We start from the raw sequence: 25,135 nt of genomic DNA on the forward strand, positions 1-25,135 counted from the left end.
TGACTGTCTGTGCGCATTTACAAAATTGTAACTTTCGTATGGGCTTATCGGCTGCTTATGGGCAGAGAGATGATATAATTTTTGCCATATTTTCAAAAAAAGTTGAAAGCCTGGTTCTCAGTTTGAGTGAGGAAGCTTTCAAATCGCAATCCCGACCGGAACCTGCAGATTTATGAGTAAACCAATTCAGATGGAACGTGGCGTCAAGTATCGCGATGCCGACAAAATGGCGCTGATTCCGGTGAAAACCGTGATGGTCGAGCGTGAAGAGATCCTGCGTAAGCCGGAGTGGATGAAGATTAAACTGCCTGCGGACTCTAGCCGCATTCAGGGTATCAAAGCCGCGATGCGCAAAAACGGCCTGCACTCGGTCTGTGAAGAGGCCTCCTGCCCTAACCTCGCTGAATGTTTCAACCACGGTACCGCCACCTTTATGATCCTCGGCGCGATTTGTACCCGTCGTTGCCCGTTCTGCGATGTCGCCCATGGCCGTCCGAATATGCCTGATGCCAACGAACCGCTGAAACTGGCACAAACCATTGCCGATATGGCGCTGCGTTATGTGGTCATTACCTCAGTGGACCGCGACGATCTGCGCGACGGCGGGGCTCAGCACTTTGCGGATTGCATCACTGCCATCCGTGAAAAAAGCCCAACCATCAAAATTGAAACTCTGGTGCCTGATTTCCGTGGTCGTATGGACCGCGCGCTGGAAATTCTCACCGCGACGCCGCCGGATGTGTTCAACCACAACATGGAAAACGTGCCGCGCGTGTACCGCCAGGTTCGTCCAGGTGCTAACTATGACTGGTCACTGAAGCTGCTGGAGCGCTTTAAAGAAGCGCACCCAGATGTGCCGACCAAGTCTGGCCTGATGGTCGGTCTGGGTGAAACCAATGCTGAGATTGTCGAAGTGATGCGCGATTTGCGTCGCCACGGCGTCACCATGTTAACGCTCGGTCAGTACCTGCAGCCAAGCCGTCATCACCTGCCCGTCCAGCGCTATGTCAGCCCAGCCGAGTTTGACGAGATGAAAGAAGAAGCGATGGCGATGGGCTTTACGCACGCCGCTTGCGGCCCATTTGTGCGTTCTTCTTACCATGCCGATATGCAGGCGAAAGGGTTGGAAGTGAAATAATCGGCTTAATTGGCTGCTTGATGTGCGGCAGCCAAATTTATCGGAAGCCAGAAAAACAAAAACCAGACTGGAAGCAGTCTGGTTTTTTTATCGACGTCATAAATTTTTACATTTATTGACGTGAAGCGGTGATATTACTCTTTGTGACTCACGCGTTCAGCAGGCGCTTCTTCAGCGGTGCTTTTGGCTGCGGTGGATTCATCGTCTTTCATGGCTTTCTTGAAGCCTTTGATTGCGGAACCCAGATCGCCACCCAGTGAACGTAACTTGTTGGTACCAAACAGCAGCACAATCAGTGCACCGATGATCAGCAGTTTGGCAATGCTGAAACCTTCCATACTTTACCTTTCAACCTTAATGAAAAACGAACATGACTATTAACGCGCAGTTTATCACCTGTCACAAGTGGAATCTGTAACAGATTACGATCAACATCCGCTTAACATTAAATGAAGCGACTGAGAAACGCCTGCGTGCGCGGATGTTGTGGATTGCCAATCACCTGCTCTGGACTGCCCTGCTCCACTACCACTCCGCCATCCATAAACACCACCCGATCGGCAGCCTCACGTGCAAAACCTATTTCATGCGTCACCACAATCATGGTTAATCCGCGGTCCGCCAGCGTACGCATCGTTGCCAACACTTCCCCCACCAACTCAGGGTCAAGTGCCGATGTCGGCTCATCGAACAGCATCAACGCAGGTTTGATTGCCAGCGCACGCGCAATCGCTACGCGCTGCTGTTGCCCGCCAGAAAGATGTCGCGGCCACGCATCGGCTTTATCACTCAATCCCACCGTTGAAAGCAGTTCTCGGGCATGTTGTAGCACCTCCTGGCGCGGGAACTTATGCACGCCAATTGGCGCTTCAATAATGTTCTGCAACACGGTCATGTGCGGATAAAGATTAAACTGCTGAAACACCATGCCGATTTTCTGGCGCTGATGGGCAATTTTGCGCGCCGATAAGCGATGCAAAATGCCACGTTTCAGTTCATAGCCCACTTGGTCATCCCCGACCATAATCGAGCCGGCATTCATATCTTCTAAATGGTTAATACAACGTAGAAAAGTGGATTTCCCCGATCCCGAAGGACCTAAAATCACCACCACTTCTCCCGGAAACACATCCAGATCAATACCTTTCAGAACCTGATTATCGCCGTAACTTTTCTGGACATTACGGGCGCGTACTAGCGGCTGAACCTCACTCATACATCCTCCTTCAAACGCGGGGTACTCGTCAGGTTCTGTTCTTCGCTGCCCGCTCGGCGCTTATTCACCACCGTACGTTTGGTGCCACGCGCGTAGTAACGTTCAATCGCGGATTGCCCAACATTAAGGATCGAGGTGATGAACAGATACCAGATAACCGCCACCATCAGCATCGGGATGATTTCAAACGTACGGTTGTAGACTGCCTGCACTGAGTAGAGCAGATCACCCATCGCAATCACACTCACCAGCGATGTCGCCTTGATCATGCTGATCAACTGATTACCCGTGGGGGGAATAATCGAGCGCATCGCTTGTGGAATAATGATGCGACGCAGCGCACGACTGCGACTCATACCAAAAGCCTGAGTGGTTTCCACCTGGCCATGATCCACCGATAACAATCCCGCACGGATGATCTCCGCCATATAGGCCGCTTCATTCAGCGCCAGACCGGCAATGGCTGCCGTTAACGGTGTGATCAGATCGTTGGTGTTCCAGCTGGCAAAGGTGATATCCGTCCAGGGCACGGTGATCGAAATGGCCGGGAACAGCGTTGACATGTTGTACCAAAAGATCAGCTGGACCAGCAGTGGCGTGCCACGGAAAAACCAGATGTAGAGCGACGAGAGCCCACTCAATAATTTATTCTCTGATAAGCGCCACACCGCCAGAAGCAGGCCCAGTAGCGTACCGAGAATCATGGATACCACCGTCAGCCCTAGCGTGACCTGCAGTCCTTTCATCACCGAGCCTTCAGTGAACCACTGCAGTACCACTTTCCACTCAAAATTTGGGTTCGTCGCCACTAACCAAAGAAAATTCGCCCCGATCACCAGTACCACAATCCATGAGATCCAGCGACCATAGGTAGGCGCACTGCGGGCGAAAGCCACATCGCGCTGTTGCACGTCGGCCTTATCCCTGGCTCGCGTATTGTGGGTTACCGGATTCATTTTGCTGTCCCCTGCGCCAGATTGCGCCCCGGTTGCTGCAACATGTTGCCGTCAAGTTTCCACTTTTTCATGATGGCCGCGTAAGTGCCATTGGCGAATAGCTCTTTGTAGGCATCCAACACCACGTTACCCAGTTCTGAGCCTTTAGGAACACGGTGCCTTGGAAAATATCACCAAAGCCGTTTTTCTGTCCCTTGCCTGACAACTCCAACTGACCATTCGCCTGATCGATGAAATAGGTCAGCGGTGCTTGTGATGAGAAGAAGGCATCAGAACGTTTGGATCGCACGGCCAGAATAGAGGAAGGTTGATCGGTAAAGGATTGTACCTGCACCGCCGGTTTGCCTGCGGCAACACAAGCATCGGACTGCTTGCGAATCACCTGCTCGGCCGATCCTGCTGCCATCACGGCAATGCGTTTGCCACAGGTATCATCCAGACCATTAATCTTCGAGGGATTGCCCTTCTGCACACCAAACACCACGAACTCTTGTACGAAGTCGATAAAATCAACCTTCTGCTGACGATCGGGATAATCACCAATCGGGCCGATAGCCATTTGGTAGCGTCCCGAATTGATACCGGCTAATACGCCAGACAATCCACTGACCGTGGCATGTTCGATCTTAACGCCCAGTAGCTGCGCCAGTGCCGTGGTCAAATCCGCAGAAGCGCCATCCATTGAGTGCGGGCCGCCCACAATCTCATAAGGAGGAAATGATCCGTTATTCACTGAGATCATTTTTCCCGCCGTTTTTATGTCGGTTGGCAGACGATCGTGCAAAGCCTGATCGACTTTTTGTACTGGGATGGCATCCGCTGCCTGAACAACGCTGACGGTCAGGCCCAGAGCCAGTGCGATAGCGGTTGCAAGTGTTTTCATTGGCCAGTTTCCCCAAAATCTATCAAAGTGGTTTTAATTCAGGACGTGCAAAACGGCGGTTTTCCAGCACCGGTAAAACGCTACGCGCATAAGCAATACGTTGTGGATCGAGATCCGCGAACACCAGTGCAGCTGATTCCGGCGCCTTAGCAATCGCCACCCCCAGCGGGTCGACCACCAAGCTGTTGCCGATGTTACGTGGCCCGCACTCCCCGACCGCCACCATGTAGCAAGTGTTTTCCAATGCACGCGCACTGCACAACAGCTCCCAATGCATCTCTTTCAGCGGACCTTTAACCCATGCAGCAGGCAGCACCAGTACATCCGCACCGTCTAACACCAGGCGGCGCGCCAGCTCTGGGAAACGGACGTCGTAACAGGTCATCAGGCCCACTTTCATCCCCGCGACATCCACCAGCGCAGGGACGTCATTCCCTGGGTTAACGCGCTGCGACTCTTGCATGGCAAAGGCATCATAGAGGTGCAGTTTTTCGTAGGCCGCGATAATCTCGCCATTCCGAATGGCAATCAGCACATTGAGCGCTTTGTTACCTTCAGTAGGCACGTGCACACTCATCATGGTGGTTAAATCGTTGCCCTTACTCACTGCCAGCAGCTGCGTGACAAACGGACCATCCAGGGGTTGTGCGGCTTTCAACACTAAATCAGGGTCGGCAATATCACGCGCCAGCACGCCTTCCGGCAGCACCAGCAGATCCGCACCTCCCGCCAGCGACTTGTTCATCAAATCGATGCAGATATCGGTGTTCTCTTGCCATTCACGGCTGACAGCAAATTGACCCATTGCAACTTTCATCATCATTCCCCTTGTACCGCAGCCGGGAAAATCGCTTCCGGCGTCAGTAATGTTTTGGTTAAACCCTGCTGGAACAGCTCGTTGGCAAAATCGGCAATCATCTTTTTGTTAGCGGAGAATCCGTTCTGATTCCAGTCGGCCGGTAATTCCTGCGCGGTACGTCGCAAATCATCGAGCAACCATGGGGTCGTGTCGGCATACTTCTCGCGTTTCTGCATCCAGACCTGGTACGACCTATCGATAATTTCACTCAACGCCTGAGGTAACCATGGGTGCGCTTCCGCTAATGCAGGTTTCATCGCTAACAGATGGATGCCCGGCACATAGCCCACGCGGTTGAAGTAGTCACGCTCCGCGCTGACAAAGTCAGCCTGCAACTGACGTAAGCCAGAGTCTTTCAGGAAGAAGCCTTCTGGCATAAAGGGGGTGAACACGGCATCGAGTTCGCCGGTCTTGAGTAATTCAATCAGCGGGCGCTCACCCGGTGCGGTTTCAATGCGTCCCGGACGTCCAAAGCCGGCCAGGCGGTCCACAATTGGATGTTCTTCCGTCAGACGGCCCGCAAACCAGTAGGCATCGTCAATTTCCACACCCGCTTCGCGCAGCACGGTACGTGTCCAGGTGTTGCCCGAATCCTGCCAACCCGTTACACCAATTTTTTTGCCTTTCAGCTGTGCTGGCGTGGTAATGGGGCTGTCAGCGGTGGTGATAATGCAGCGCTGGCGAAAACCGCGCATCAGGAAGTGTGGCAGCCCCAACAGCCCGTTATCGCCTCTGGCACACGCCTGTGCATAACGGCTGAAAGAAACCTCGCCTGCATCGTATTTATCGCTGGTAGCGAGGTTATCCACCAGGGTGCCCACGCGATCAATTTCAAGCGTAAAGCCTTCCGGTTTAATGTCGCCGAGTGCCAGCGGGGTGAAATAATCCCAGTCACGCACCGCCAGTCTGATGGTTACCATAATTGTACTTTCCCCGTTTGTTCAGCCCGCCGATTGGGCTACGTCTATTTTTTCAGCAAATAGTGCTTGAATTTGAGTCTAAAACGCGAATACTAATCTGAACAATAAATTCTTTGTTACTGAACAAATGATTTTCTTATGACGCAAAATGTAGACGTAGAGTGGCTTAGCCAACAAATTGAGGATGCTTCGGTAAAAGGCATCGCCCACACCGCATCCAACCTGATTCATGACGGACATATCGCTGTCGGCATGCAGATGCCTGCGGTGCGTGAGCTGGCGGAACGGCTGGGTGTGAGTCCGGCGACGGTATCGGCGGCTTGGGCACAGTTAAAAAAGCAGAAAGTCCTGGCGGGTAAAGGACGAAGCGGCGTCTGGGTCTGTGGTAACAGCGTGTTGCCCCGCCCGATTCGCTTCGAAAAGATTGGTAACTATGGCGAGAACATCAAAGCGGCGCTGGCGATGGCTTCTCCCGATCCCGCGCTGCTGCCCGATCTCAAGCAGGCGATGCTGGCAGGTATCACTTCGCCAGATTTGAACAGCTATCAGCGTGAGGCGATTTCGCCACAGTTAGAAGCCGCCATCAAACTGCGTTGGCCCTATCCTGCGCAGGCCTGGCTAGCCACCGATGGCGGTTTTGATGCCATGAATTTGATTGTGCAAACCTTGCTTTCACCAGGTGACCGGGTGGTTATCGAAGATCCCACCGCCACCCGCCTGTTAGACATGCTCGACAATATTGGGGCTGAAATTCTGCCTCTCCCTTGTGATGAGCAAGGACCTTTGCCAGGGGTACTGGCAACGCACCTGCAAAGATCGCCGGCCATGTTCATCTATCAACCACGTACGCATTCGGCAACGGGACACAGCGTTAGCCAGCGCCGTAGCGCAGAACTGGCTCGGGTGTTGGCAAATAGCCAAACCATGATTGTTGAGGACGACGGCATTGGCGATCTGTCGCGTTGGCCTGTGTGGAGCCTCGGATACCACTTCCCGGATCGCGTCGTGCATGTCCACTCGTTCTCAAAAGCCTATGGTCCCGACCTGCGTTTGGCCGTGCTGTCCGGTACTGCGGAGATGGTAAAGCGCTTACAGTCCTGGCGTAACTTTGGCGTAAGCTGGACCAGCCGTATCCTGCAAGATGCGGTGGCATGGATGCTGAAAGATGACACCACGCAGCAGTGTATTCAGCATGCGAAAACAGAGTACGCACACCGTCGTCAACGACTGCTCTCTGCACTGGCTCAACGCGGTTTGGTTCTGGAAGAGCGGGATGGATTGAGTGTCCTGATACCGGTGGAGTCAGAGCAATACGCCATGATCACTCTGGCCGCACGCGGCATAGCCGTGCTACCAGGCGAACGTTGCAGTATTAACAGCATCCAGTTTATTCGCGTCAGCGCGGCCTTACTGCCTTTTGAGCAGCTCGACAGCATTGCTGACGCGATTGTCATTGCATCAGGGCGAGAGCTGAATGTCAGCCCAGATCTTTAATGTGATAACGCGGTGATTCCACATACCCTTCGCGCGAATAAAACTGGTTAGCTTTCAGGCGCGAAGAGTGACAATGCACTTCCATACGATCGCAACCTCGTTTTCTCGCCAACTGCTCAGCATGGCTAAGCAGTTGTTGCCCGCTGCCTTTACTGCGCTCACCTTCCGCGATGCAAAAATAGCTGATACGCGCAAAATCGCCAGCAAGCGCCAGTTGCGGAATAAAGTGTAAAGAGAGAAACCCCAACACCTGGCTGCCGTGTTCAGCCACCAATAATACTTCATCGGGATGACTGCTCAATTGCGCCAGACGCGCGTCTATAAATGTTTCTGTATCGCTGTAACCCAGTTCGGTTAACAGCGCACTCAAAGCAAAACTGTCTGTTGCGTGTGCCTGACGAATATTCATCCTGCCTCCTTAAGAGTCCTCGCCAGCATTTATATAGCGTTGCGCAGTAAAAAGCTGCAAGTAAGGATTGTTATGAGGATGTTACTGAAGTTATCTGTGAGATACGCCGCAGAATGCGCGTTGTCATGGGAATGTCATCACAGCTTAAGGTTGGCTTAACCTGGCTTTGCCATGCTGGCAGAAACGAACCGGTGAGGCCCATGACATGAAAAATTTAGTCCCGCGTACCTTCAATGAACTGCTCGCGGTGAGCGTTGCCATCGTGGCGGTAGTCGGCTATGCCCACACTTGGTGGCAGCTGTAAAAAGGATAAAAAAAACCCGCCAGTAGGCGGGTTTTCAGAATTCTAACTGTTAACTTACAGAGCGATAACGTTAGCAGCAGATGGGCCTTTAGCACCGTCAGTGATTTCGAACTCTACGCGCTGACCTTCAGCCAGAGTTTTGAAGCCATTGCTCATGATTGCAGAGAAGTGTACGAATACATCTTTGCTGCCATCTTCTGGAGTAATGAAACCGAAGCCTTTCGACTCATTAAACCACTTAACGTTACCTTTGATCTTGGACATCTATATTACCTTTACATGAAAAATGGACACTAAACTGTGTCGACGTCTAGTACAGCAATTGCGGTGACATTTGTCCAGTGCGAATTGATGAAAAAGTGATAAATATTGGTTTTTTCCATCTTCTTCACACTTTCTGGGTGTAATGATTGGTTCAAAACAATCTCCCGCCTCCACTTCAGCTGTACTGAAATGATGCTAAGCCACTGGAAAATCAGTGGTTGCAAAATATTCAGACCGCATCTGCTTGATCCCATAACGAATTTCGCCGTAAGGGGTCATTCACGTCATGTTGAACGCTTCGCTCCCCCTTCAAATATCATCGACACCGCGTCCAAAATCGAGAACCTGAGTACGAGGGAGGCGAATTTTTCTCGGTGGATCACGGGTAGTTATTGCCTAACATTCAGCGGGTTAAGTCAAATCATTTACTGTGTAAACAAATTAAATAAATTTATGAATTGAACTTGATCGTCGAATGAGATAAATCTCACTATTCCAGGATGGAGAGAGGGAGAGCGTTGAGATGACCATTCAATGTAGCACCTGTGGTAGCGCCAAATTTTTCTTTACGCTGCCAAAGCGAGATAAGAGCATCAAGCATTGCCATCATGGGGCGTATTGTGCCCGCTGTGGCAAGCCACTCAATTTACAAGACCTTAATCCTCCTGTGGTCACACCGAACCTTTTCGCGACTCTCGATGCTGAATAACTGAAGCAGGCACCCTAAGGTGCCTGTTCTTGTCAGAAAATCAGCTTAAACACGCCAGTAATAGTCAGCAATCCCACGATAAAGATAATGGCGATGATCCACAGGATTATTTTCATTGTTCGCTCCTTCAGGTATGAAAAATAACGCGTCTCTTAGTCAGTATAGATGATCATTCTGTGTTCGCTGGGTAGTGCGAGCGCTGTCACGCATCATGATGGTTGTTACTTGCAGTTCAAGCTTATTTCTGCGAGACGGGTCGCAGGCCGTGATTTTCCTTAATGTCACATGCCCAAGGAGGAGCTTGGCATTGTCTAAACTTATACCGCCTCCAGGAGGCCTCAATGGTTATCAATGCCTACGTAACAAGGAGATTTCTATGAGCACGATTAATACCAGCATGGGTCGTTACAGCCTTAAGGCAAAGGATTATGGCAACCACATCAGTGGCAGCATTGCCATTAACGATGAGGGTGGCACGCAGCTCACCATGCAAGAGTTTGAAGAGCACTATCTTGACGATGTCGTCAACAATGTCATTTACCCGGTCACGGGTGGGAACCGTGAAATTACCCGCGCATTGCGTGAACAAATGGTCAAAGCGGGCTTCGAGCAGCCGCACTGAGTTTTTGGGCCACGATTTGTGGCCCATTCCTTCCTAAACACTGACTTGCGGTTATTAATACTTTCGGCGCAGGATGGCTGCTTCAACATGATATGGAGATTGACCGCGTGAGTGCTTTTTATCGTATCCCCCCTTCACACCTGCATCAGTTTGTTCAGGCTATCTGGCTTCATGCTGGCAGCAGCGCTGAGGAGTCACGACTGGTCGCCGATCATCTGGTGGCGGCTAATCTGGCTGGTCACGATTCACATGGTGTGGGCATGATTCCCAGTTACATGAACTCACTGGATCAGGGCTTCCTGCAATTGAACCAGCACCCTACCCTGGTGAAAGATGCCGGTGCCGTGATAACGCTGCATGGTCACAACGGCTTTGGTCAGGTTGCAGCTCATGAAGCCATGCAACAGGGTATTGAACGCGCCGCCAAGCTTGGCATCGCCGCGGTAGGTTTACACCACTCACACCACATTGGCCGTATCGGACACTGGGCAGAGCAGTGTGCGGCAGCCGGGTTTGTCTCTTTCCACTTCGTCAATGTGATGGGTGACCCGATGGTGGCCCCGTTTAATGGCAGTGACCGCCGCTTTGGCACCAATCCGTTCTGTGCGATTTTCCCACGTCGTGATGCCAAACCCCTGTTACTCGATTTCGCCACCAGCGGCATTGCCTTTGGTAAGACGCGTGTCGCCTGGAATAAAGGCCAGCAAGTCGCTCCCGGTTATTTAATTGATCATCAGGGACAACCCACCACCGAACCCGGCGTGATGCATCAAGCGCCTTATGGCTCGCTGATGCCGTTCGGCTTGCATAAAGGCTATGCGCTGGCAACCATGTGCGAAATCCTCGGCGGCGCACTGTCGGGCGGCCGTACCACGCACGATGCCACGCTGGTCAGCAGCCATGATGCTATTTTCAATTGCATGACCACGATTATTGTCAATCCCGAGGCGTTTGATGCACCCGCCATGCAGGAGGAAGCCGAAGCCTTCCTTGAATGGGTGAAACGTTCGCCGCAAAGCGGTGATGCCCCTATCCAAGTGCCGGGCGAGTGGGAAGAGCAAAATCGACTGGAGCGTGACCGAGAGGGGATCCCACTCGACAGTAATAGCTGGGAGCAAATCTGTGCAGCTGCACGCAAAGCGGGCATGCCTGAAGAGGAGCTGGCGGCCTTCCGTGCACTGGCACAGTAGACCGCAGCTGAGAGGCTGAGGCGTAGTGCCTCAGCCAGACTTAGATCACGTTAGCAAGCAGCAGACAACCCACCAGGCCACACACCGAAATAATGGTTTCCAGTGCGGACCATGAGCGAATGGTTTCGCCAATGGTCAGATTGAAGTACTCCTTGAACAGCCAGAAACCGGGATCGTTAACGTGCGAGAAAATTACGCTCCCCGATCCGACCGCAATCACCATCAGCTCCGGGCTGGCACCGCTGGTCGCAATCAGAGGAGCCACAATGCCACCGGCAGTAATCGCCGCCACTGTAGCGGAACCCAATGCGATACGCAGTACAGCAGCGATTGACCACGCCATGAAGATAGGTGAGACATTGGTCTCATGCATCATGCTCGCGATATATTTGTCGACGCCGCTGTCAACCAACACCTGTTTAAAGGCCCCGCCACCGCCGATGATCAACAGCATCATCGCAATGATTTTGATGGAGTCCGTGATGGTGCCCATCACTTCATCCATGCTGCGGCCCCGGTTCAGACCAAAAGTGAAGATGGCGATCAGTACCGCAATCAGTGTTGCCATGATCGGGTCACCAAAGAACTCTGCATACGGTAGTAACAGATGCCCTTTCGGCAACACCATTTCCGCTACCGCACGCAGTGCCATCAGGATCACCGGCACCAACGCCGTTCCCACGCTGACACCAAAGCCAGGCATTTCCGCATCAGTAAAGGTTTTTGGGTTCCATAATCCTTCAGGAATCGGCTTGTCGATGCCTTTCAGGAAACGTGCATAGACCGGGCCCGCCAGAATAACCGTTGGGATACCCAACAGCGTGCCATATAGCAGCGTTTTGCCCATATCGGCATTAAACAAGGTCGCAATCGCGGTTGGGCCAGGATGCGGCGGCAGGAAACCGTGCGTCACAGACAAGGCTGCCGCCATCGGCACCCCGACAAACAGCAAAGGTACTCGTGCCGAGGCCGCGACACTGAACACCAATGGCAGCATCAAGACAAAGCCCACTTCATAGAACAGCGCGAAGCCGACGGTGAAACCCGTCAGGACTAACGCCCATTGAATATGTTTTTGGCCGAATTTAGCGATAAGCGTGGTGGCAATACGCTGTGCGCCCCCGCAATCTGCCAGCAGTTTGCCCAGCATGGCACCGAAGCCCATGATCAGCGCCAGACTACCTAGTGTGCCGCCAACGCCGGTTTTGATCGATCCGATCACTTTATTGACGGGCATGCCCTGCATCATTCCTACCGCCAGTGCTACAAGAATCAGTGCAATAAATCCGTTCAGTTTGAAACGAATCATCAGCAGCAGCAGTAAGGCTACGCCAATCGCCACATAGAGTAATGGCATAATTTTTCTCCACTTTTGCGTACGACAGTAGTCGGCAGCGGTTTATTTTTTGGTTTCCCAGAGGAATGGGGTTCAGCCACATATGCAGAGGGGACACGCCTCCTCAAGCAATGTTACGGGTATCATGTTAAGGGTAACATTGCGCACAAAGCATCAGGCACGCCCGGTGAATTTCTGTTTTGCGAAGGTGATCAACTTTTTGCCTGTGGGTTATCAGAATGTTTGCCGCGGGAGCGTCATGGCTTTTGGTTACACTAAGGGCTTAACGTCATTCAAAAAGGACATGCAGGTGAGTGAAAATCTGATCGAGTTGTACAGTAATCAACAAACCCTGTTTGGTCGCGGCAGCATTGATCGCCTTCTGCCGTTGCTGGCCGCGAACCCCCAACCTACGCTGCTGTTTTGCGGACGCTCATTCCTCAATGGTCCGGCCTTGCAACGACTGGGCAGCGCACTGAACGACCAGATTCTGGGATATGAGATTGTCAGCCATGAGGCATCACCCGATGAAATTGATGCGTGGGTGAATCGCTGGCGCGGACATGTTGATCGCGTGGTAGCGATTGGCGGGGGCAGCGTGCTGGATGCCGCAAAAGCGTTCAGTGCAATGATGCAGCATCCGTTGAATACCGCACGCTATCTGGAAAAAGTCGGAGATACGCCGGTTCAGGCTGTCACCCTGCCGTTGATTGCCATTCCGACGACGGCGGGTACCGGCAGTGAGGCCACACAAAACGCCGTCGTAACCGATCAGCAGCATATTCATGTCAAAGCCTCGCTGCGTCATGCGGTGTTTGTCCCCCAAGTGGCAATTCTCGATCCGGATCTGCTTAAAGGTGCGCCCGATAGCGTACTGGCTACCTGCGCGATTGATGCGTTTACCCATCTGTTCGAAGCCTATCTGTCGCGCAAAGGGAATTTATTTACCCAACAAACCGCGCTGAATGGCCTGCAGTTATTCTTCAAAGCCTGGCCGAACCTGAACCGAGACGATCAGCTTGGAGACGAAGCGCGAGAAGCGATGATGATGGCCTCCTGGCTTGGCGGCGTTTGTCTGAGCAGTGCGGGATTGGGCGTGATTCATGGGATTGCGGGTGAACTCGGGGCGATTAAACCCTTCCATCATGGTGAGGTGTGTGGTCGCCTGCTGTTCCCGTTCCTGGAAGTCCTGGCAGAAAGTGAACAGGCCGATCAACAGCGTCTGATGGCACAACTCGGTCAACGGTTGCTACCCGAGGACCCTGCCCCTCCAGCATTAGCACTCAAGGCCTGGATACAGCAGCACGCCATTGCGCCATTCTGGCAGGATGGACCGACGCTGAACGCCACCGACATTGACTGGATTGTGGCACGCGCCAACAGCAAAAATGGTTGGGTGAATTATGATGCCGCGACGATGACCGAAATGATCACCGCCGCGTGGCGAGTTGCCTGACACGGCAAAGGAGGGCGTGCTCGCGCCGCCCTCAACCCAGGTTCTCTCTTAACCGGCAAAAGGCGGCTTGCCCGCCAGCATCTGTTCAATCACCTGCAGTACGCCCTCTTCATTGTTGCCTGGCGCTTCGAAGCGAGCAGCCTCTTTGACCTTTTGCGGTGCATTGGCCATCGCAAAGCTGAAGCCGGATTGCTGCAACATCTCCAGATCGTTACCGCCATCGCCGAACACCAGAATTTCACTGCGATCAATGCCCCAGCGCTTGCCGAGCAGGTCGAGTCCATGCCCCTTATGATTGCCGGGCACGATCAAGTCCACCGAGCCATGACCGCTTGAGGTCGCCGCCGCTGAACCTTTGTGCAGGCGTTCAATATCCGCCATTAATGGTTCGACATATTCATCAGACAGGTTCAGTGCGAACTTGAACAGCTTGTCATCGGCAACCTCATCCAGACTGCGAATGGATTTCAGACGATGGCAATAGTGACGCATCTTCACCAGCCAGCGCTCGTCGAGGCCTTCAAAGTAGTAGGCGCTTTCGCGGCCGCACAAAATGTAGCGCAGCTCAGGGTAGTGTCCGTTGTGCAGGGTATCGAGCACCGCATCAATGTCTTCACGCGAGAAGGCGCCGCAAAACAGCTCTTCATCACGATCGATGATCCATGCACCGTTTTCGGCAACGAAGGCAATTTCACTGGAAATGTCAGGGAAGAAGGATTTGAGTTGGTAATACTGGTTGCCGCTCGCCACGACAAATTTGATGCCGCGCCGTTTCATTTCCTCATAACAAGCCTGAAAACGTGCCCGGTTGTACTGTTTTTGATCATCAAGAAAGGTGCCGTCTTTATCCACCGCCACCATTTTTACCACGGTCATCATGACTCCTTAGCGCATCAATAGAACAACGTGTCGCGTAAAGAATAACCTGGTGAGCAAAGAAAGCAGAGAGAAACACGGATGGCGATTGCCATCCGTGGAGGGAGATTAGTTGAAGGCGCCGTTTAGCAGCAGTGAGGTGATAACGCCTGTCGCCGCAGCAATCAGCACATAGTTACCGTCGACGTAAGACCAGTACTCGCCACGTGGAGGTTCTGGTAAGCGACGTTCACGCCAGTCATCTACGCGATAGTGCGGACCGCGGAATTCGGGTGGCATTGGGTGTCCACGACGGAAATCGTGGCCGTTCCAGGCGAAGTGATCACCCTCACGTTGCCCATCCGACATGCGATGATCGGCATAGCCGCCGTGATTATCGTGACCATGGTTGTCTGGACCGCGATTAGGACCACGATCGCCTCCGTGATCAGGCCCATGACCATGGTCCTGATGTTGGTCGCCGCCACGCGGCTGCCAGTGTTGATCGCCCGGACCATCGGCCCAGGAAGCGGCTGAAAACAGTGTGCTGCATGCAATAAGTGACGCAATAAGACTCAATGTTGTTTTTTTCATGATGTTACCTCCAATGATAACGGCAGTTATTGCACCGTCGAATATCACTATCGATGAAAAGGAGGCAAAAAAGCATTTCCAAAACTCTTAAAAACCGCTGACTTACAATAAATTACTCCGCATTATCGATTTCTTAACGGTTGTGTCTTTTCTGACATTATATGGTCTTAAAACAGACAAAGTGAGTTGAGGAAAGAGAAGGGAAAGAAACCCGATCGCGAGGATCGGGTGGATAATGCTAATTCCATAAATTGCATAAAGCGGGTAAACCCTGCAAAGGTGAGGGTAAAACTGAAGCACACAACGCCACATCACTAGCATTGCCCGTTAACAATACCATCTTAAAATGCAAAATTCTTTTAAAAAAACCTGCTTTTCAGAAAAAACCGTAAAAATTAAAGGGCATAAGAAAATAATATTTTTTGGCAGGTTACTACCCTCTGAAATAAGGTCTGTGCTCTGACCAGAGCGCAAGAAAGATAAACTTGTAGTTTATCTTAAGAGCATTTTTTTGTGACACAAGGGAGGGCCCGGCAGTAAAATCATCATAAAAACATTACAAATCAATGCCTTTAATTCAAAAAAACATTATAAGGTTATTTTTTGAGACTAAACTTCAAGCTAATTCATCATTTCCCTACACGCTAATCAGATAAAATACATATACAGCACCATTAATACACATCTGTGATTAATATCGCGCTTAATATTAATACCTATACGCAGTGCCGTTTTTGCTTAATTTCTGCTGAGCCTCTCCATTAACAGGTTCATTTTTAATCCCCACTGTGCACGACAATAGAAGATTGTCCTTCAGGTTAGAATATTTTCAGGAAGAAGATGAGATGGAGAATATATTAGTAAGTGCATGCCTGATGGGTTTTGCCGTCCGCTACAATGGCAGCGACAAGTTACTCATCTCCCGTACTCTGGCGCGCTGGCGCGAAGAGAAGCGCCTGGTGATACATTGTCCTGAACTGGCCGCGGGCCTGCACACACCGCGTTTACCTGCTGAAATCCACGGCGGCAGTGCTGAACAAGTGCTGTCCGGCAACGCACAGATTCTGGAATCAGATGGCCGTGACGTCACGCAACACTATGTGCTGGCCGCTTGGCTGGCTTTGCGCGCTGCACAGGCAGGAAAGTGCCGCTTTGCCCTGCTCACCGATGGCAGCCCCACTTGCGGCAGCCAGAAAATCTATGACGGCAGCTTTAGCGGACAACAAACCTTTGGCAAGGGTGTCGCCGCCGCGCTGTTGCGTCAGCACGGTATTGCCGTTTTTGCCGAGGCTCAGTTACACGAGCTGATTCAGCGGGTAGACGCTGCCGACAAATGCCGTGTGGTGGACGCGGGGTGACGGGCTAAGGCTGCGGCCGGTCTGATGGGGCGACGCACTAATTCCCCACTACAATTCGGACAGCGATGATCGAGTCGGGTTTCCACACACTCGACACAAAAAGTGCACTCAAATGAACATATGCGCGCGTCGGATGAATCCGGTGGCAGGTCTTTATCACAACATTCACAGTTGGGGCGAAGTTCCAGCATGGCAATCTCCTTTTAGGTTGAACCTATCATCATCCTGTTCTTAGCATTGCGCCAGCCTGCTGACAGACATCATTCGGACAGATCGAGACACACAATTTTCTGCACGTTTCGCTAAAAAAATTACATTCCCGTTTTCACGTTCTATAGTTCAATCGCCACATTTACTCTCGAGGCTTTTAAATGAGAATCAAAGGACTTAACTTCGGTTTCTTTATTGTGATTTTGGCGATTGTAACTTTCGCCTTTTTTGATGTGCTGACACCATACTTCTCTGCCATCTTCTGGGCTGCGATTCTGGCGGTAATCTTCCATCCGTTAAAATCACTGCTGCGCCGCAAAATGGGGGATCGCAACGGTCTGGCCGCATTCGCTACCCTGGCGATCATCTGCCTGATCGTCTTCACGCCCTTGGCAATCATCACCTCGTCGATGGTGGTGGAAGTCAACACGGTTTATACCAAGCTACAGAACAACTCCTCGCAGTTCCCCACGGTGTTTGCCGATTTGATCCAGCATCTGCCGGGTTGGGCGCAAAGTTATCTTAACGACCATAACCTGAACAATGCCGGGCAACTTCAGCAGAAGCTGTCTGAATTTGCCTTAAAGGGTGGCCAGTACATGGCGGGCAGCGTGTTCCTGATAGGCAAAGGCACCTTCACTTTTACCGTGGGCTTTGGCGTCATGCTGTATCTGCTGTTCTTCTTGTTGAAGGATGGCGCATGGTTAGTGAACTTAATACTGGAAGCCCTGCCGCTCTCCACCTATGTTAAACATCATCTGATGGTGAAATTTGCGGCGGTTTCTCGCGCCACGGTGAAAGGCACGGTGGTGGTCGCGGTGGTACAGGGGATCTTGGGCGGTATCGCCTTCTGGATCACCGGCATAGACGGCAGCCTGCTGTGGGGTGCACTGATGGCCTTCCTGTCGCTGATCCCAGCGGTAGGTTCCGCCATTGTTTGGGTGCCTGCGGCGATCTTCTTCTTCGCCACCAGCGCCTTGTGGAAAGGGTTGTTCCTTGTCGGTTTCTTCGTGGTGGTGGTCGGCCTGGTGGACAATATTTTGCGTCCCCTGCTGGTGGGTAAAGACACAAAAATGCCAGACTATTTGATCCTGATCGCCACGCTCGGCGGCATGGAAGTTTACGGTATCAACGGTTTTGTTATCGGTCCGCTGATTGCTGCACTGTTTATTGCCTGCTGGAACCTGCTCTCCGGCCGCGATAACCGTGAAAATGCCGAAGAGATCGATGAAGAGTTTATCGAAGAGGGTAAATCGCGCGAGTAAGTGGTTTCCCATCCGGCGGTTGCTGCGCGGTAGCAACCGTCCGTTTACCGGAGAAGGCACCGATGTACCAGGGTTGGTTAAAATCACTTTCCCCACTGGCGCAAGCGCTGTTACTGCTCGCGAGCCTCACCCTTGTTTTACTGGGGCTGCGGCTCGCCGCGCCGTTGATTAACCAGGTGCTGTTAGCCATCTTTCTCGCTGTCATGCTCGACCCGCTGATTAGCCGTCTGGCACAGCATCGCATACCACGCGTGCTCTCCTCTTTACTGGTGATTGTGATTTTACTGACGCTCATCGTCATTACCATCATGTCGCTCAGTGCCTCAGCGCCCGACCTCATCAAATTGAGTCGCCAGGCCCCTAATCTCGTGGCTGCCAAGCTGCAATATCTCACGCAATCACTGAGCCAGATGGGAATCGTGCTCACCGCCGATGAGATGCTGAACTTTGTCGATGCCGGTGCAGTGGTGCGCTTCGTGACGACACAGCTCTCGATGATTCCGGGGTTGCTGTCATGGTGGCTTATGGTGTTTCTGATGCTGTTGTTTATGCTGGTTGAACTGCCACTGCTTAAGCGGGTGCTTCGCGCTAGCGAGCAGCACGCCAAATTATTCAATGCGCTGGAGGAAGGGATTCAGAGTGTGATTGTCTATGCGCGGGTCAAGACGTTAACGGGCCTGTTGGGCGGCGTGATTGTCTGGTCAGTGGCACACATGATTGGGCTGAAGTTCGCTTTTCTATGGGGCGTGCTGATGTTTATCTTCAACTACATCCCGGTGCTGGGCTCGTTTCTGGCAGCGATTCCGCCCGTGATCCAGACCTTCATCCTGTTTGATATCAAAACCAGCCTGATGATGGTGGGATTTTTTGTCGCGCTCAATCTGATGTTAAGTTCGGTGCTCGAACCGCTAATGCTGGGAAAACGCCTGAACATGACGCTGACGGTTCAATTACTGGCCTTTTTGTTCTGGCAGGCTCTACTCGGCATGACCGGGGCCATTCTGGCGATCCCCCTCACCTTTCTGCTGAAAAAAGTCTGGCTGGCCTTACGCCAGCCCGCTTGATCCATCGGGTGACGCGCCAGCTTTTTTCAATTCGCACCAGCATATCCCTTACACCGCGCTTCGATGAGAAGAATGCGCTAACTATCCCCATGCTGTCCTTCTCAAACAGGGGCAACGACGGTGATGATGATTTTTGCGCTGAAGCGGCACTCCGCACCTTAATAACAATCCTTCATCTTAACCCCGAAATATCATTAAAAAACAAATCATGGAAAATATCATCGTGAATTAACGTTAATATATCTTATTTTAGATTAAGTTAAGTCAGGAGTAGATAATAATATTGTAAGGATCACCTTACCAAATTATTATTTGCACATGAAAAACTTTAACCATAAAATCCTTCAAAAATAAAACAACCGCGCATAAATACCCTACTCGATTACGCACAGGAATAATATATGAAGGACGTTCTTATTATTGATGATCATCCGGTGGTTCGGATGGCTTTAAAGCTGCTGCTTGAAACGGACAATATGACCGTTGTAGCGGAGACAGATGACGGATATGAAGCCCTTAATCTCACCAAAAAACTCTCACCGGATTTAATTATCGTGGATATCGATATGCCCTCTTACAACGGCATCGATTTGGTCCAGCGGTTACGCAACAACGGCTTTGCAGGCGGCATCCTGGTGTTGACCGGTAAAGACGTTGACCATTACATCAAGCGGAGTGCCAACGCAGGTGCAGATGGGTTTATTAGCAAACGCAATAATATGACGGAATTACATGACGCAATTCGCGCGATTAATGCGGGATACGGTTTTTTCCCACTGAACCGTAAACGTCATGGCATGCCAGAAGATGAACAGGAAGATAAAGTTAAAATTGCCACACTCTCCAGTAAGGAATTACAAGTACTGGTATTTTTAACCAAAGGAATGAAAGTGGTGGAGATGGCACAAAAAATGAAAATCAGTGATAAGACCGTCAGCACTTATAAACGCCGTCTGATGGAGAAACTCGATATTGATAATATGGTAGGGCTGTACGAGTTCGCTAAACGTAATAATATTTCCTGATATGATGATGTTAAGAATTCTCTGTCTGGCAGGCCTATTATTCGGTCTGCTAATCCTTCCCGCCAAGGCTGAAGAGCCGCGTTCGATGCAGCTTTTTAGCCGCGAACAACCTGCCTCCTTGACGTTTTTCTTACCTGATAGTGACTGGCGCTGGTTGGGTAAAAAACGTGAAATCAACGTGGGATTTTATGCACCCGAAAATCCCCCTTTTGATCGCATCATCGATTCAAACACCCTCGAAGGTCTGTCACCCGATTATACGCTGCTGGTGTTGCACTCGTTAGGTCTGCGCATTTCCGCTGGCTACTTCTCCAGCCGCAGCGCTGCCTTAGAAGCGCTGCAACAGGGCAGGATCGATATGCTGGTAGATGGCGCAGGTAGCCCGGAACCCCCGCCGGGCTTACTGGTCAGCCAATCGTTTATTGATGATTACCCTGTGATGGTATCGCGAGAAAACACGCTCTCTGTGATGCAGGATCCCCCTGCACTGCTGCATATTGCTATGCCGCGTGGCTATCTCAGTGATGCGTGGGTAGAGAGCCGCTATCCCGAGGCCAAAATCACCCGCTATCCTTCCGCCCTCAGTGCGCTGGCTTCGGTGGCATTTGGTGAAAATGATGTGTTTATTGGCAACCTAACCTCAGCCAGCGATTTAATTGAGCGCAATTACGCGTCCACACTCTCAGTGGTTCGTATTTTTGAGCCAACGGACTCTGGCCCTCGATTTGTCTTTCCAGGCACACATGCTCCGCTGCACCGTAGCGTCAATACCGTACTCGGTGCGATCCCCCAGCAGTTGCATACCGCCCTATTTTACCCGTGGGGACAAAGCCAGCCCGCCTCGCTGGCCGCCAAACCGCTCCTGCTCAACGAACATGAACAGCGCTGGCTTCAGCAACATAAAACGTTGCGCGTCGCGATCAACCCCCTGGATGCTCCCTTTACCCTCAAGAACCGACAAGGGGCCTTTCACGGGATGACAGCAGACTTGTTACGCTTAATTCATCTGCGCACCGGGCTTGCGTTCGAAATCGTCGAAGCTTCGTCGGTCAGTGACATGCTCGACAAGCTGAGTAACCGCCAGGCGGAGTTGGTGGGTTCACTGACGTTTAGCCCACAGCGAGAAGCGCGGGCGCTGTTTTCCCGCCCCTACGTGTTACCGCCCTATGTGTTAGTGAGTAAGAATGCGCTGGGGGCACCCAACGCACTGAATGAGATCACAACGCTGGCGATCACTCCGCACCATGAACTCACCTCTTGGCTGGCAGAGAACTATCCACATATCAAATTGATCAACGTTGAGAACGCCAGCATCGCCCTGCAGATGGTCAATGATGGAGAAGTGGACAGTGCCGTCAATAATTTGATCGCAGCACGCTACCTGATCGATCGCTACTTCAGTCATTCGCTGCAAATTTCTGCACGTTTAGGGGAAAATCCCGCTCGTATTGCTTTTGCTGTTGGGCGCGACAATCCAGAACTCCAGAGCATATTGAATAAAGCGCTGGCGGCACTGCCTCCGCGCGATATTTCACTGCTGGCGATGAAATGGCAGGGAACGCCGGATGTCAAACTCGATACCTGGCTTGCCTATCGCCAGGAGTTCTACTTGCTGGTGGGGATCTTTGGGCTATTGGTGATCACCTCGCTGTTCTGGAACTACCATTTGCATCGCGCAGTGCGCCAACGCAAAGAGGCCCAGGCCCGGCTTCAGGAGCAAGCCACCTTCCAGAACACCCTTTTTAACAGCACCCCAGTGCCGATATATGTCGTTAACAGCATGGGCGTGATGACCAACAAAAATCCGGCATGGAGCCAATTTTTTGACGATGAGCACATTCCCGTCAGCCAACTGCCGCTCAGCGACACCGCCCATCCCTTGCATGCTATCTGTCAGGCACAAATGGCCTTACTCGCTGATCAAACATCCTTGGTGATGATGCCGCAGCGTGGCCAACTCCATAACGGTCGCGAAATGCGCGAGGTGATCCATCAGGCTGAAGCTTTCCGCGATAATCAGGGCAACATCGCGGGGATCATCTGTAGCTGGCAAGATGTCACCGATCATGAAAGGCTGACCACCGACCTCTCTCTGGCACGAGAGCGTGCCGAACAGGCTAACCGCACCAAAAGCACCTTTCTCGCCACCATGAGTCATGAGATCCGCACCCCGATCAGCGCCATTATTGGCTTGCTGGAGCTGGCCGTCACCGACCGTCAGCAGCAGCCCTGTGATAAGGAGTCAGTGCGCGTTGCCTATGAATCCGCACAGTCACTGATGGGGTTGATCGGCGATATTCTGGATATGGCCAAGATTGAGTCCGGCAAACTGGAATTCTCGGCAGAATGGGTGCGTTTCGAGACCCTCGCAGAACCTGTGGTGCGGGTCTTCGCCGGGCTGGCCCGACAGAAAGGATTATTGCTGCACTATCACGTTGATGTACTCCACCCGGACGAAATCCTGATTGATCCTATGCGCATGCGGCAGATTCTCTCCAACCTGATCAGCAATGCGATCAAGTTCACTCAACGGGGCTCAGTTGAGGTTCAGGTACGCAGCAAGCCCGCTGAAGGTGACCAAATACAGCTGGAACTGATCGTACAGGACACCGGTATTGGCATCAGTGAGGCTGAACAGCAATTGATTTTCAATCCCTACGAACAATCCGCTTCCGGTAAAAAACAGAGCGGGACAGGCCTAGGATTAGCCATCTGTGAGCAGATGGTCGCGATGATGTCCGGCACGATTGAACTACACAGCCATCCAGGGCGTGGCACCCGTATTTGCGTGCGCCTTCCTGTCTCCAGTCGCGAATCCGTGGAAGCCGCCGTCGAGAGTGTTCCCCAACAGGAGCGCTGTGATTTACCCCTGACGATCTTGACGGTTGATGACCACCCCGCCAACCGTTTGTTACTCAAACGCCAGCTAAGCCGACTGGGCCACAACGTAATTGAGGCCGAAAATGGCGAGCAAGCGCTGTGGCTGTGGCAGGAAAACGCGATTGATTTGGTGATCACCGATTGCAGTATGCCGGTAATGGATGGCTTTGCGTTGACCCGGCAACTGCGTAAGAAACAGCGCGGTCCGTTGATGATTATGGGACTGACCGCCAACGCACAACCGGAAGAGCGTTCACGCTGCCTGGAAGCGGGCATGGATGATTGCCTGTTTAAGCCGTTGCGCCTGCCACAACTGGACGCGCTACTACATAAAATTCCGCGTTCAGCCACCATCAGCAGCTTCAATTCAAAGCTGCACCAACTGCTTGATCTCAATGCGCTACAAGAACTGGCTCAGCATGACGCAGAGATGTTGCAGCGTTTACTCAGCGCCACCTATGAAGAAAACCTGCGCGATATGCAGGTGGCCTGCTCCAGTTATGACAAACGCGATTGGCCAGCGCTGGAACGCAGCCTGCACCGGCTCACCGGATCGGTGCAGATTATTGGTGCGCTGGACGTCGCAGAGCAATGCCGTTCGCTGGAAGCGGCTTGTGGCTTACCGGTCGATGAAACCCAAATCAAACAACGGCTTGATGAGACGCTGGCTTGCGTGCAAACCCTGAATCAGGCCATTCAGGGATTTCTGCAGGACCCTGTTGGCGCTTAAAGGGGCTCATTATTTGCGAGGGGGATTTTCCGCCTCGCTTATAGCCTGTTAATCCAGATTATGCCGCTGAGTGAAGTCGTAGAGATCAATCATATTTTTGAGTTCTAACTTCTCCATCATGCGGCATTTGTAGGTGCTGATGGTTTTATCGCTGACTTTCATGGCTTTGGCGATTTCGACAATCTTTAATCCTTGCGCCAGATAGCGCATGACATCGATTTCTCTGGCCGAGAGCGTGGCTATTTTATCCTGAACGCTGTTGTGCGCATCGGCCATCATCAGCCGACGTGAACGTGATGCAGGAAAGTAACCGTAACCCCGACGCAGCGCCGTTAACGCATCCGCCAGCGCAGTCAAATCTTTGCGCTTGCTGATAAATCCATCGGCCCCGGCAGCGGCACAGCGCCTGACATAATGCTCACTGTCTTTGCCGGAGAGAATAAGAATGGCAATGTGAAAACCTTGATGCCGGATACGCTGAACAACATCAATGCCATTTAAGGAAGGGATGTCGATATCAATGATCAGGAGATCGGGTTGCAGATTCTTGACCAATACCAATGCCCTCAGGCCGTCATTATCCTCGGCAATAACCGACATATTCTGCTTTTCGACCAACAGCTTGATAGCAAACCGCATCACGGGGTGATCATCCACAATCAGTACATTTTTCATTCTTCACCTCGAGCAGAATACTGATCTCTTCATGTCATCGAGATACCCGCATTCGCTGGCTATCTCTCACCTCTGCATCGTTTCTCGTGGCAGCCACGTTGTTATTGGTTCTTGTAAAGGTTGTATCGGCATTAGAGCCGGACTTCCTAAAAAAACCTGAGATGAGATGATTGATAGCCAACGGAATCCTACAAGAAATTCAGGAATTCCTTGGCTGGAGATTTTACGGCATTCATGAGAGACTCCCCGCCCATCTGAAGCAAAGGGAAACTGCTCCGTGCCGCATCCACAGGACATCTGCCTCTTCAATGAAGGCCACGTCAACCTACCGCCGGGATATCAGGATCGTACCGTTAATATCTTTACGGCACCCAACGCTCAAGCACCCGCTTTTAATATTTCTCGCGATACGCTGCAGGAAAATGAAACGCTTAGCGCCTATATCGATCGCCAGTTAGCCTTGATGAAACAGCATCTTAAAGGCTGGCAGCAGAGCACTCGTGAACATGCGGCACTGGGCGATAACCTGCTGGAGGGTGAAATCGTTCACGCGAGCTACCTGCGCGACAACAAGCGCGTCTGGCAGCAGCAGGCCGTCTTTACGCCCAGCGATCGTGACGTGTTGGTTTTCACCATGACGTCAAATACCACCCTCACTCCTGCTGATGGAACAGCACTCCAGACTCTTCTCAGGAGCTTCCACCCTCACGCTTAACAATAAGG

General features: G+C 51.9%; 24 protein-coding genes and 1 pseudogene. 11 read left to right on the forward strand and 14 right to left on the reverse strand.

Annotated features, from left to right (window positions below; genetic code table 11):
- Window positions 1-172: 172 nt before the first annotated feature.
- Complete coding sequence (lipA, locus tag HA51_RS14920) at window positions 173-1,138, forward strand: lipoyl synthase (protein WP_038648336.1); 966 nt, start codon at window positions 173-175, stop codon at window positions 1,136-1,138.
- 134 nt (window positions 1,139-1,272) lie between these two features.
- Here lipA and tatE read toward each other — a convergent pair whose 3' ends face one another.
- From tatE to HA51_RS14950, 6 genes and pseudogenes are all read right to left on the reverse strand, one after another.
- The gene (tatE, locus tag HA51_RS14925) at window positions 1,273-1,476 is read right to left on the reverse strand and encodes a twin-arginine translocase subunit TatE (RefSeq protein WP_084935417.1); all 204 of its coding nucleotides are present in this window, start codon (window positions 1,474-1,476) and stop codon (window positions 1,273-1,275) included.
- A gap of 107 nt (window positions 1,477-1,583) precedes the next feature.
- Window positions 1,584-2,354, reverse strand: a complete 771-nt coding sequence (locus HA51_RS14930; protein ID WP_084935418.1) for an amino acid ABC transporter ATP-binding protein — start codon at window positions 2,352-2,354, stop codon at window positions 1,584-1,586.
- Window positions 2,351-3,310, reverse strand: coding sequence for an amino acid ABC transporter permease (locus tag HA51_RS14935; RefSeq protein WP_084935419.1), 960 nt, complete (start codon window positions 3,308-3,310; stop codon window positions 2,351-2,353). Before HA51_RS14935 ends, HA51_RS14930 begins: the two co-directional genes overlap by 4 nt.
- A pseudogene (locus HA51_RS14940) lies at window positions 3,307-4,193 on the reverse strand (ABC transporter substrate-binding protein). Before HA51_RS14940 ends, HA51_RS14935 begins: the two are co-directional and overlap by 4 nt.
- A gap of 22 nt (window positions 4,194-4,215) precedes the next feature.
- Window positions 4,216-5,010 carry a deaminated glutathione amidase gene (locus HA51_RS14945; RefSeq protein WP_084935420.1) on the reverse strand — a complete coding sequence of 265 codons (795 nt, stop codon included), beginning with the start codon at window positions 5,008-5,010 and terminating at the stop codon, window positions 4,216-4,218.
- Between the two features lie 2 nt (window positions 5,011-5,012).
- On the reverse strand, window positions 5,013-5,972 hold the full coding sequence (locus HA51_RS14950) for an ABC transporter substrate-binding protein (protein ID WP_084935421.1): 960 nt from the start codon (window positions 5,970-5,972) through the stop codon (window positions 5,013-5,015).
- A 138-nt stretch (window positions 5,973-6,110) separates the two neighbouring features.
- Between HA51_RS14950 and HA51_RS14955 the strand changes: the two genes are divergently transcribed.
- A complete protein-coding gene (locus tag HA51_RS14955; RefSeq protein WP_084935422.1) occupies window positions 6,111-7,466 on the forward strand; it encodes an aminotransferase-like domain-containing protein in 1,356 nt (451 codons plus the stop codon).
- Here the strand turns inward: HA51_RS14955 and HA51_RS14960 are convergent.
- The 3 genes from HA51_RS14960 to HA51_RS27840 all read right to left on the reverse strand — a co-directional run bounded on the left by HA51_RS14960 (window position 7,450) and on the right by HA51_RS27840 (window position 9,268).
- Window positions 7,450-7,875: a GNAT family N-acetyltransferase gene (locus HA51_RS14960; RefSeq protein WP_084935423.1), complete on the reverse strand. Its 426-nt coding sequence runs from the start codon at window positions 7,873-7,875 to the stop codon at window positions 7,450-7,452. The two genes, HA51_RS14955 and HA51_RS14960, sit on opposite strands and share 17 nt — an antisense overlap.
- Before the next feature lie 358 nt (window positions 7,876-8,233).
- On the reverse strand, window positions 8,234-8,443 hold the full coding sequence (gene cspE / locus HA51_RS14965) for a transcription antiterminator/RNA stability regulator CspE (RefSeq protein WP_034829024.1): 210 nt from the start codon (window positions 8,441-8,443) through the stop codon (window positions 8,234-8,236).
- A 741-nt stretch (window positions 8,444-9,184) separates the two neighbouring features.
- The gene (locus HA51_RS27840; RefSeq protein WP_017346848.1) at window positions 9,185-9,268 is read right to left on the reverse strand and encodes a small membrane protein YohP; all 84 of its coding nucleotides are present in this window, start codon (window positions 9,266-9,268) and stop codon (window positions 9,185-9,187) included.
- A gap of 260 nt (window positions 9,269-9,528) precedes the next feature.
- Between HA51_RS27840 and HA51_RS14980 the strand changes: the two genes are divergently transcribed.
- Together HA51_RS14980 and HA51_RS14985 are read left to right on the forward strand one after the other, a co-directional pair.
- A complete protein-coding gene (locus tag HA51_RS14980) occupies window positions 9,529-9,774 on the forward strand; it encodes a hypothetical protein (RefSeq protein ID WP_039330540.1) in 246 nt (81 codons plus the stop codon).
- 92 nt (window positions 9,775-9,866) lie between these two features.
- Entirely contained in the window at window positions 9,867-10,964 is a 1,098-nt protein-coding gene (locus HA51_RS14985) for a malate/lactate/ureidoglycolate dehydrogenase (protein WP_139810693.1), read from the forward strand.
- A gap of 40 nt (window positions 10,965-11,004) precedes the next feature.
- On the opposite strand, the gene gntT is transcribed toward HA51_RS14985, so the two are convergent.
- The gene (gene gntT / locus HA51_RS14990; RefSeq protein WP_084935426.1) at window positions 11,005-12,321 is read right to left on the reverse strand and encodes a gluconate transporter; all 1,317 of its coding nucleotides are present in this window, start codon (window positions 12,319-12,321) and stop codon (window positions 11,005-11,007) included.
- Between the two features lie 289 nt (window positions 12,322-12,610).
- Here gntT and HA51_RS14995 point away from each other — a divergent pair, with 289 nt between their 5' ends.
- Window positions 12,611-13,756 (forward strand): iron-containing alcohol dehydrogenase, encoded by a 1,146-nt coding sequence (locus HA51_RS14995; RefSeq protein ID WP_084935496.1) that lies wholly within the window; start codon window positions 12,611-12,613, stop codon window positions 13,754-13,756.
- A gap of 48 nt (window positions 13,757-13,804) precedes the next feature.
- Here the strand turns inward: HA51_RS14995 and HA51_RS15000 are convergent, their stop codons facing one another.
- Both HA51_RS15000 and HA51_RS15005 read right to left on the reverse strand, forming a co-directional pair.
- Window positions 13,805-14,632 carry a Cof-type HAD-IIB family hydrolase gene (locus HA51_RS15000; RefSeq protein WP_084935427.1) on the reverse strand — a complete coding sequence of 276 codons (828 nt, stop codon included), beginning with the start codon at window positions 14,630-14,632 and terminating at the stop codon, window positions 13,805-13,807.
- A 108-nt stretch (window positions 14,633-14,740) separates the two neighbouring features.
- The gene (locus HA51_RS15005) at window positions 14,741-15,205 is read right to left on the reverse strand and encodes an RcnB family protein (protein ID WP_084935428.1); all 465 of its coding nucleotides are present in this window, start codon (window positions 15,203-15,205) and stop codon (window positions 14,741-14,743) included.
- Between the two features lie 845 nt (window positions 15,206-16,050).
- On the opposite strand from HA51_RS15005, the gene HA51_RS15010 reads away from it, so the two are divergent.
- Window positions 16,051-16,563, forward strand: a complete 513-nt coding sequence (locus HA51_RS15010) for a 2-thiouracil desulfurase family protein (RefSeq protein WP_084935429.1) — start codon at window positions 16,051-16,053, stop codon at window positions 16,561-16,563.
- Here HA51_RS15010 and HA51_RS15015 read toward each other — a convergent pair.
- Window positions 16,515-16,754 carry a DUF1272 domain-containing protein gene (locus tag HA51_RS15015; RefSeq protein ID WP_084935430.1) on the reverse strand — a complete coding sequence of 80 codons (240 nt, stop codon included), beginning with the start codon at window positions 16,752-16,754 and terminating at the stop codon, window positions 16,515-16,517. The two genes, HA51_RS15010 and HA51_RS15015, sit on opposite strands and share 49 nt — an antisense overlap.
- Window positions 16,755-16,934: 180 nt before the next feature.
- On the opposite strand from HA51_RS15015, the gene HA51_RS15020 reads away from it, so the two are divergent.
- The 4 genes from HA51_RS15020 to HA51_RS15035 all read left to right on the forward strand — a co-directional run bounded on the left by HA51_RS15020 (window position 16,935) and on the right by HA51_RS15035 (window position 23,737).
- Complete coding sequence (locus HA51_RS15020; protein ID WP_084935431.1) at window positions 16,935-18,038, forward strand: AI-2E family transporter; 1,104 nt, start codon at window positions 16,935-16,937, stop codon at window positions 18,036-18,038.
- 62 nt (window positions 18,039-18,100) lie between these two features.
- Complete coding sequence (locus tag HA51_RS15025; RefSeq protein WP_084935432.1) at window positions 18,101-19,102, forward strand: AI-2E family transporter; 1,002 nt, start codon at window positions 18,101-18,103, stop codon at window positions 19,100-19,102.
- 401 nt (window positions 19,103-19,503) lie between these two features.
- A complete protein-coding gene (locus HA51_RS15030) occupies window positions 19,504-20,127 on the forward strand; it encodes a response regulator (RefSeq protein WP_084935433.1) in 624 nt (207 codons plus the stop codon).
- A gap of 85 nt (window positions 20,128-20,212) precedes the next feature.
- Window positions 20,213-23,737, forward strand: a complete 3,525-nt coding sequence (locus HA51_RS15035; RefSeq protein ID WP_245840227.1) for an ATP-binding protein — start codon at window positions 20,213-20,215, stop codon at window positions 23,735-23,737.
- Between the two features lie 48 nt (window positions 23,738-23,785).
- Here HA51_RS15035 and HA51_RS15040 read toward each other — a convergent pair whose 3' ends face one another.
- Window positions 23,786-24,412 carry a response regulator gene (locus HA51_RS15040; RefSeq protein ID WP_084935434.1) on the reverse strand — a complete coding sequence of 209 codons (627 nt, stop codon included), beginning with the start codon at window positions 24,410-24,412 and terminating at the stop codon, window positions 23,786-23,788.
- Between the two features lie 277 nt (window positions 24,413-24,689).
- On the opposite strand from HA51_RS15040, the gene HA51_RS15045 reads away from it, so the two are divergent.
- A complete protein-coding gene (locus HA51_RS15045) occupies window positions 24,690-25,127 on the forward strand; it encodes a DcrB-related protein (RefSeq protein WP_084935435.1) in 438 nt (145 codons plus the stop codon).
- Window positions 25,128-25,135: the final 8 nt, after the last annotated feature.

Origin of the sequence: Pantoea rwandensis (assembly GCF_002095475.1) — a bacterium.
Lineage (GTDB): Bacteria > Pseudomonadota > Gammaproteobacteria > Enterobacterales > Enterobacteriaceae > Pantoea > Pantoea rwandensis.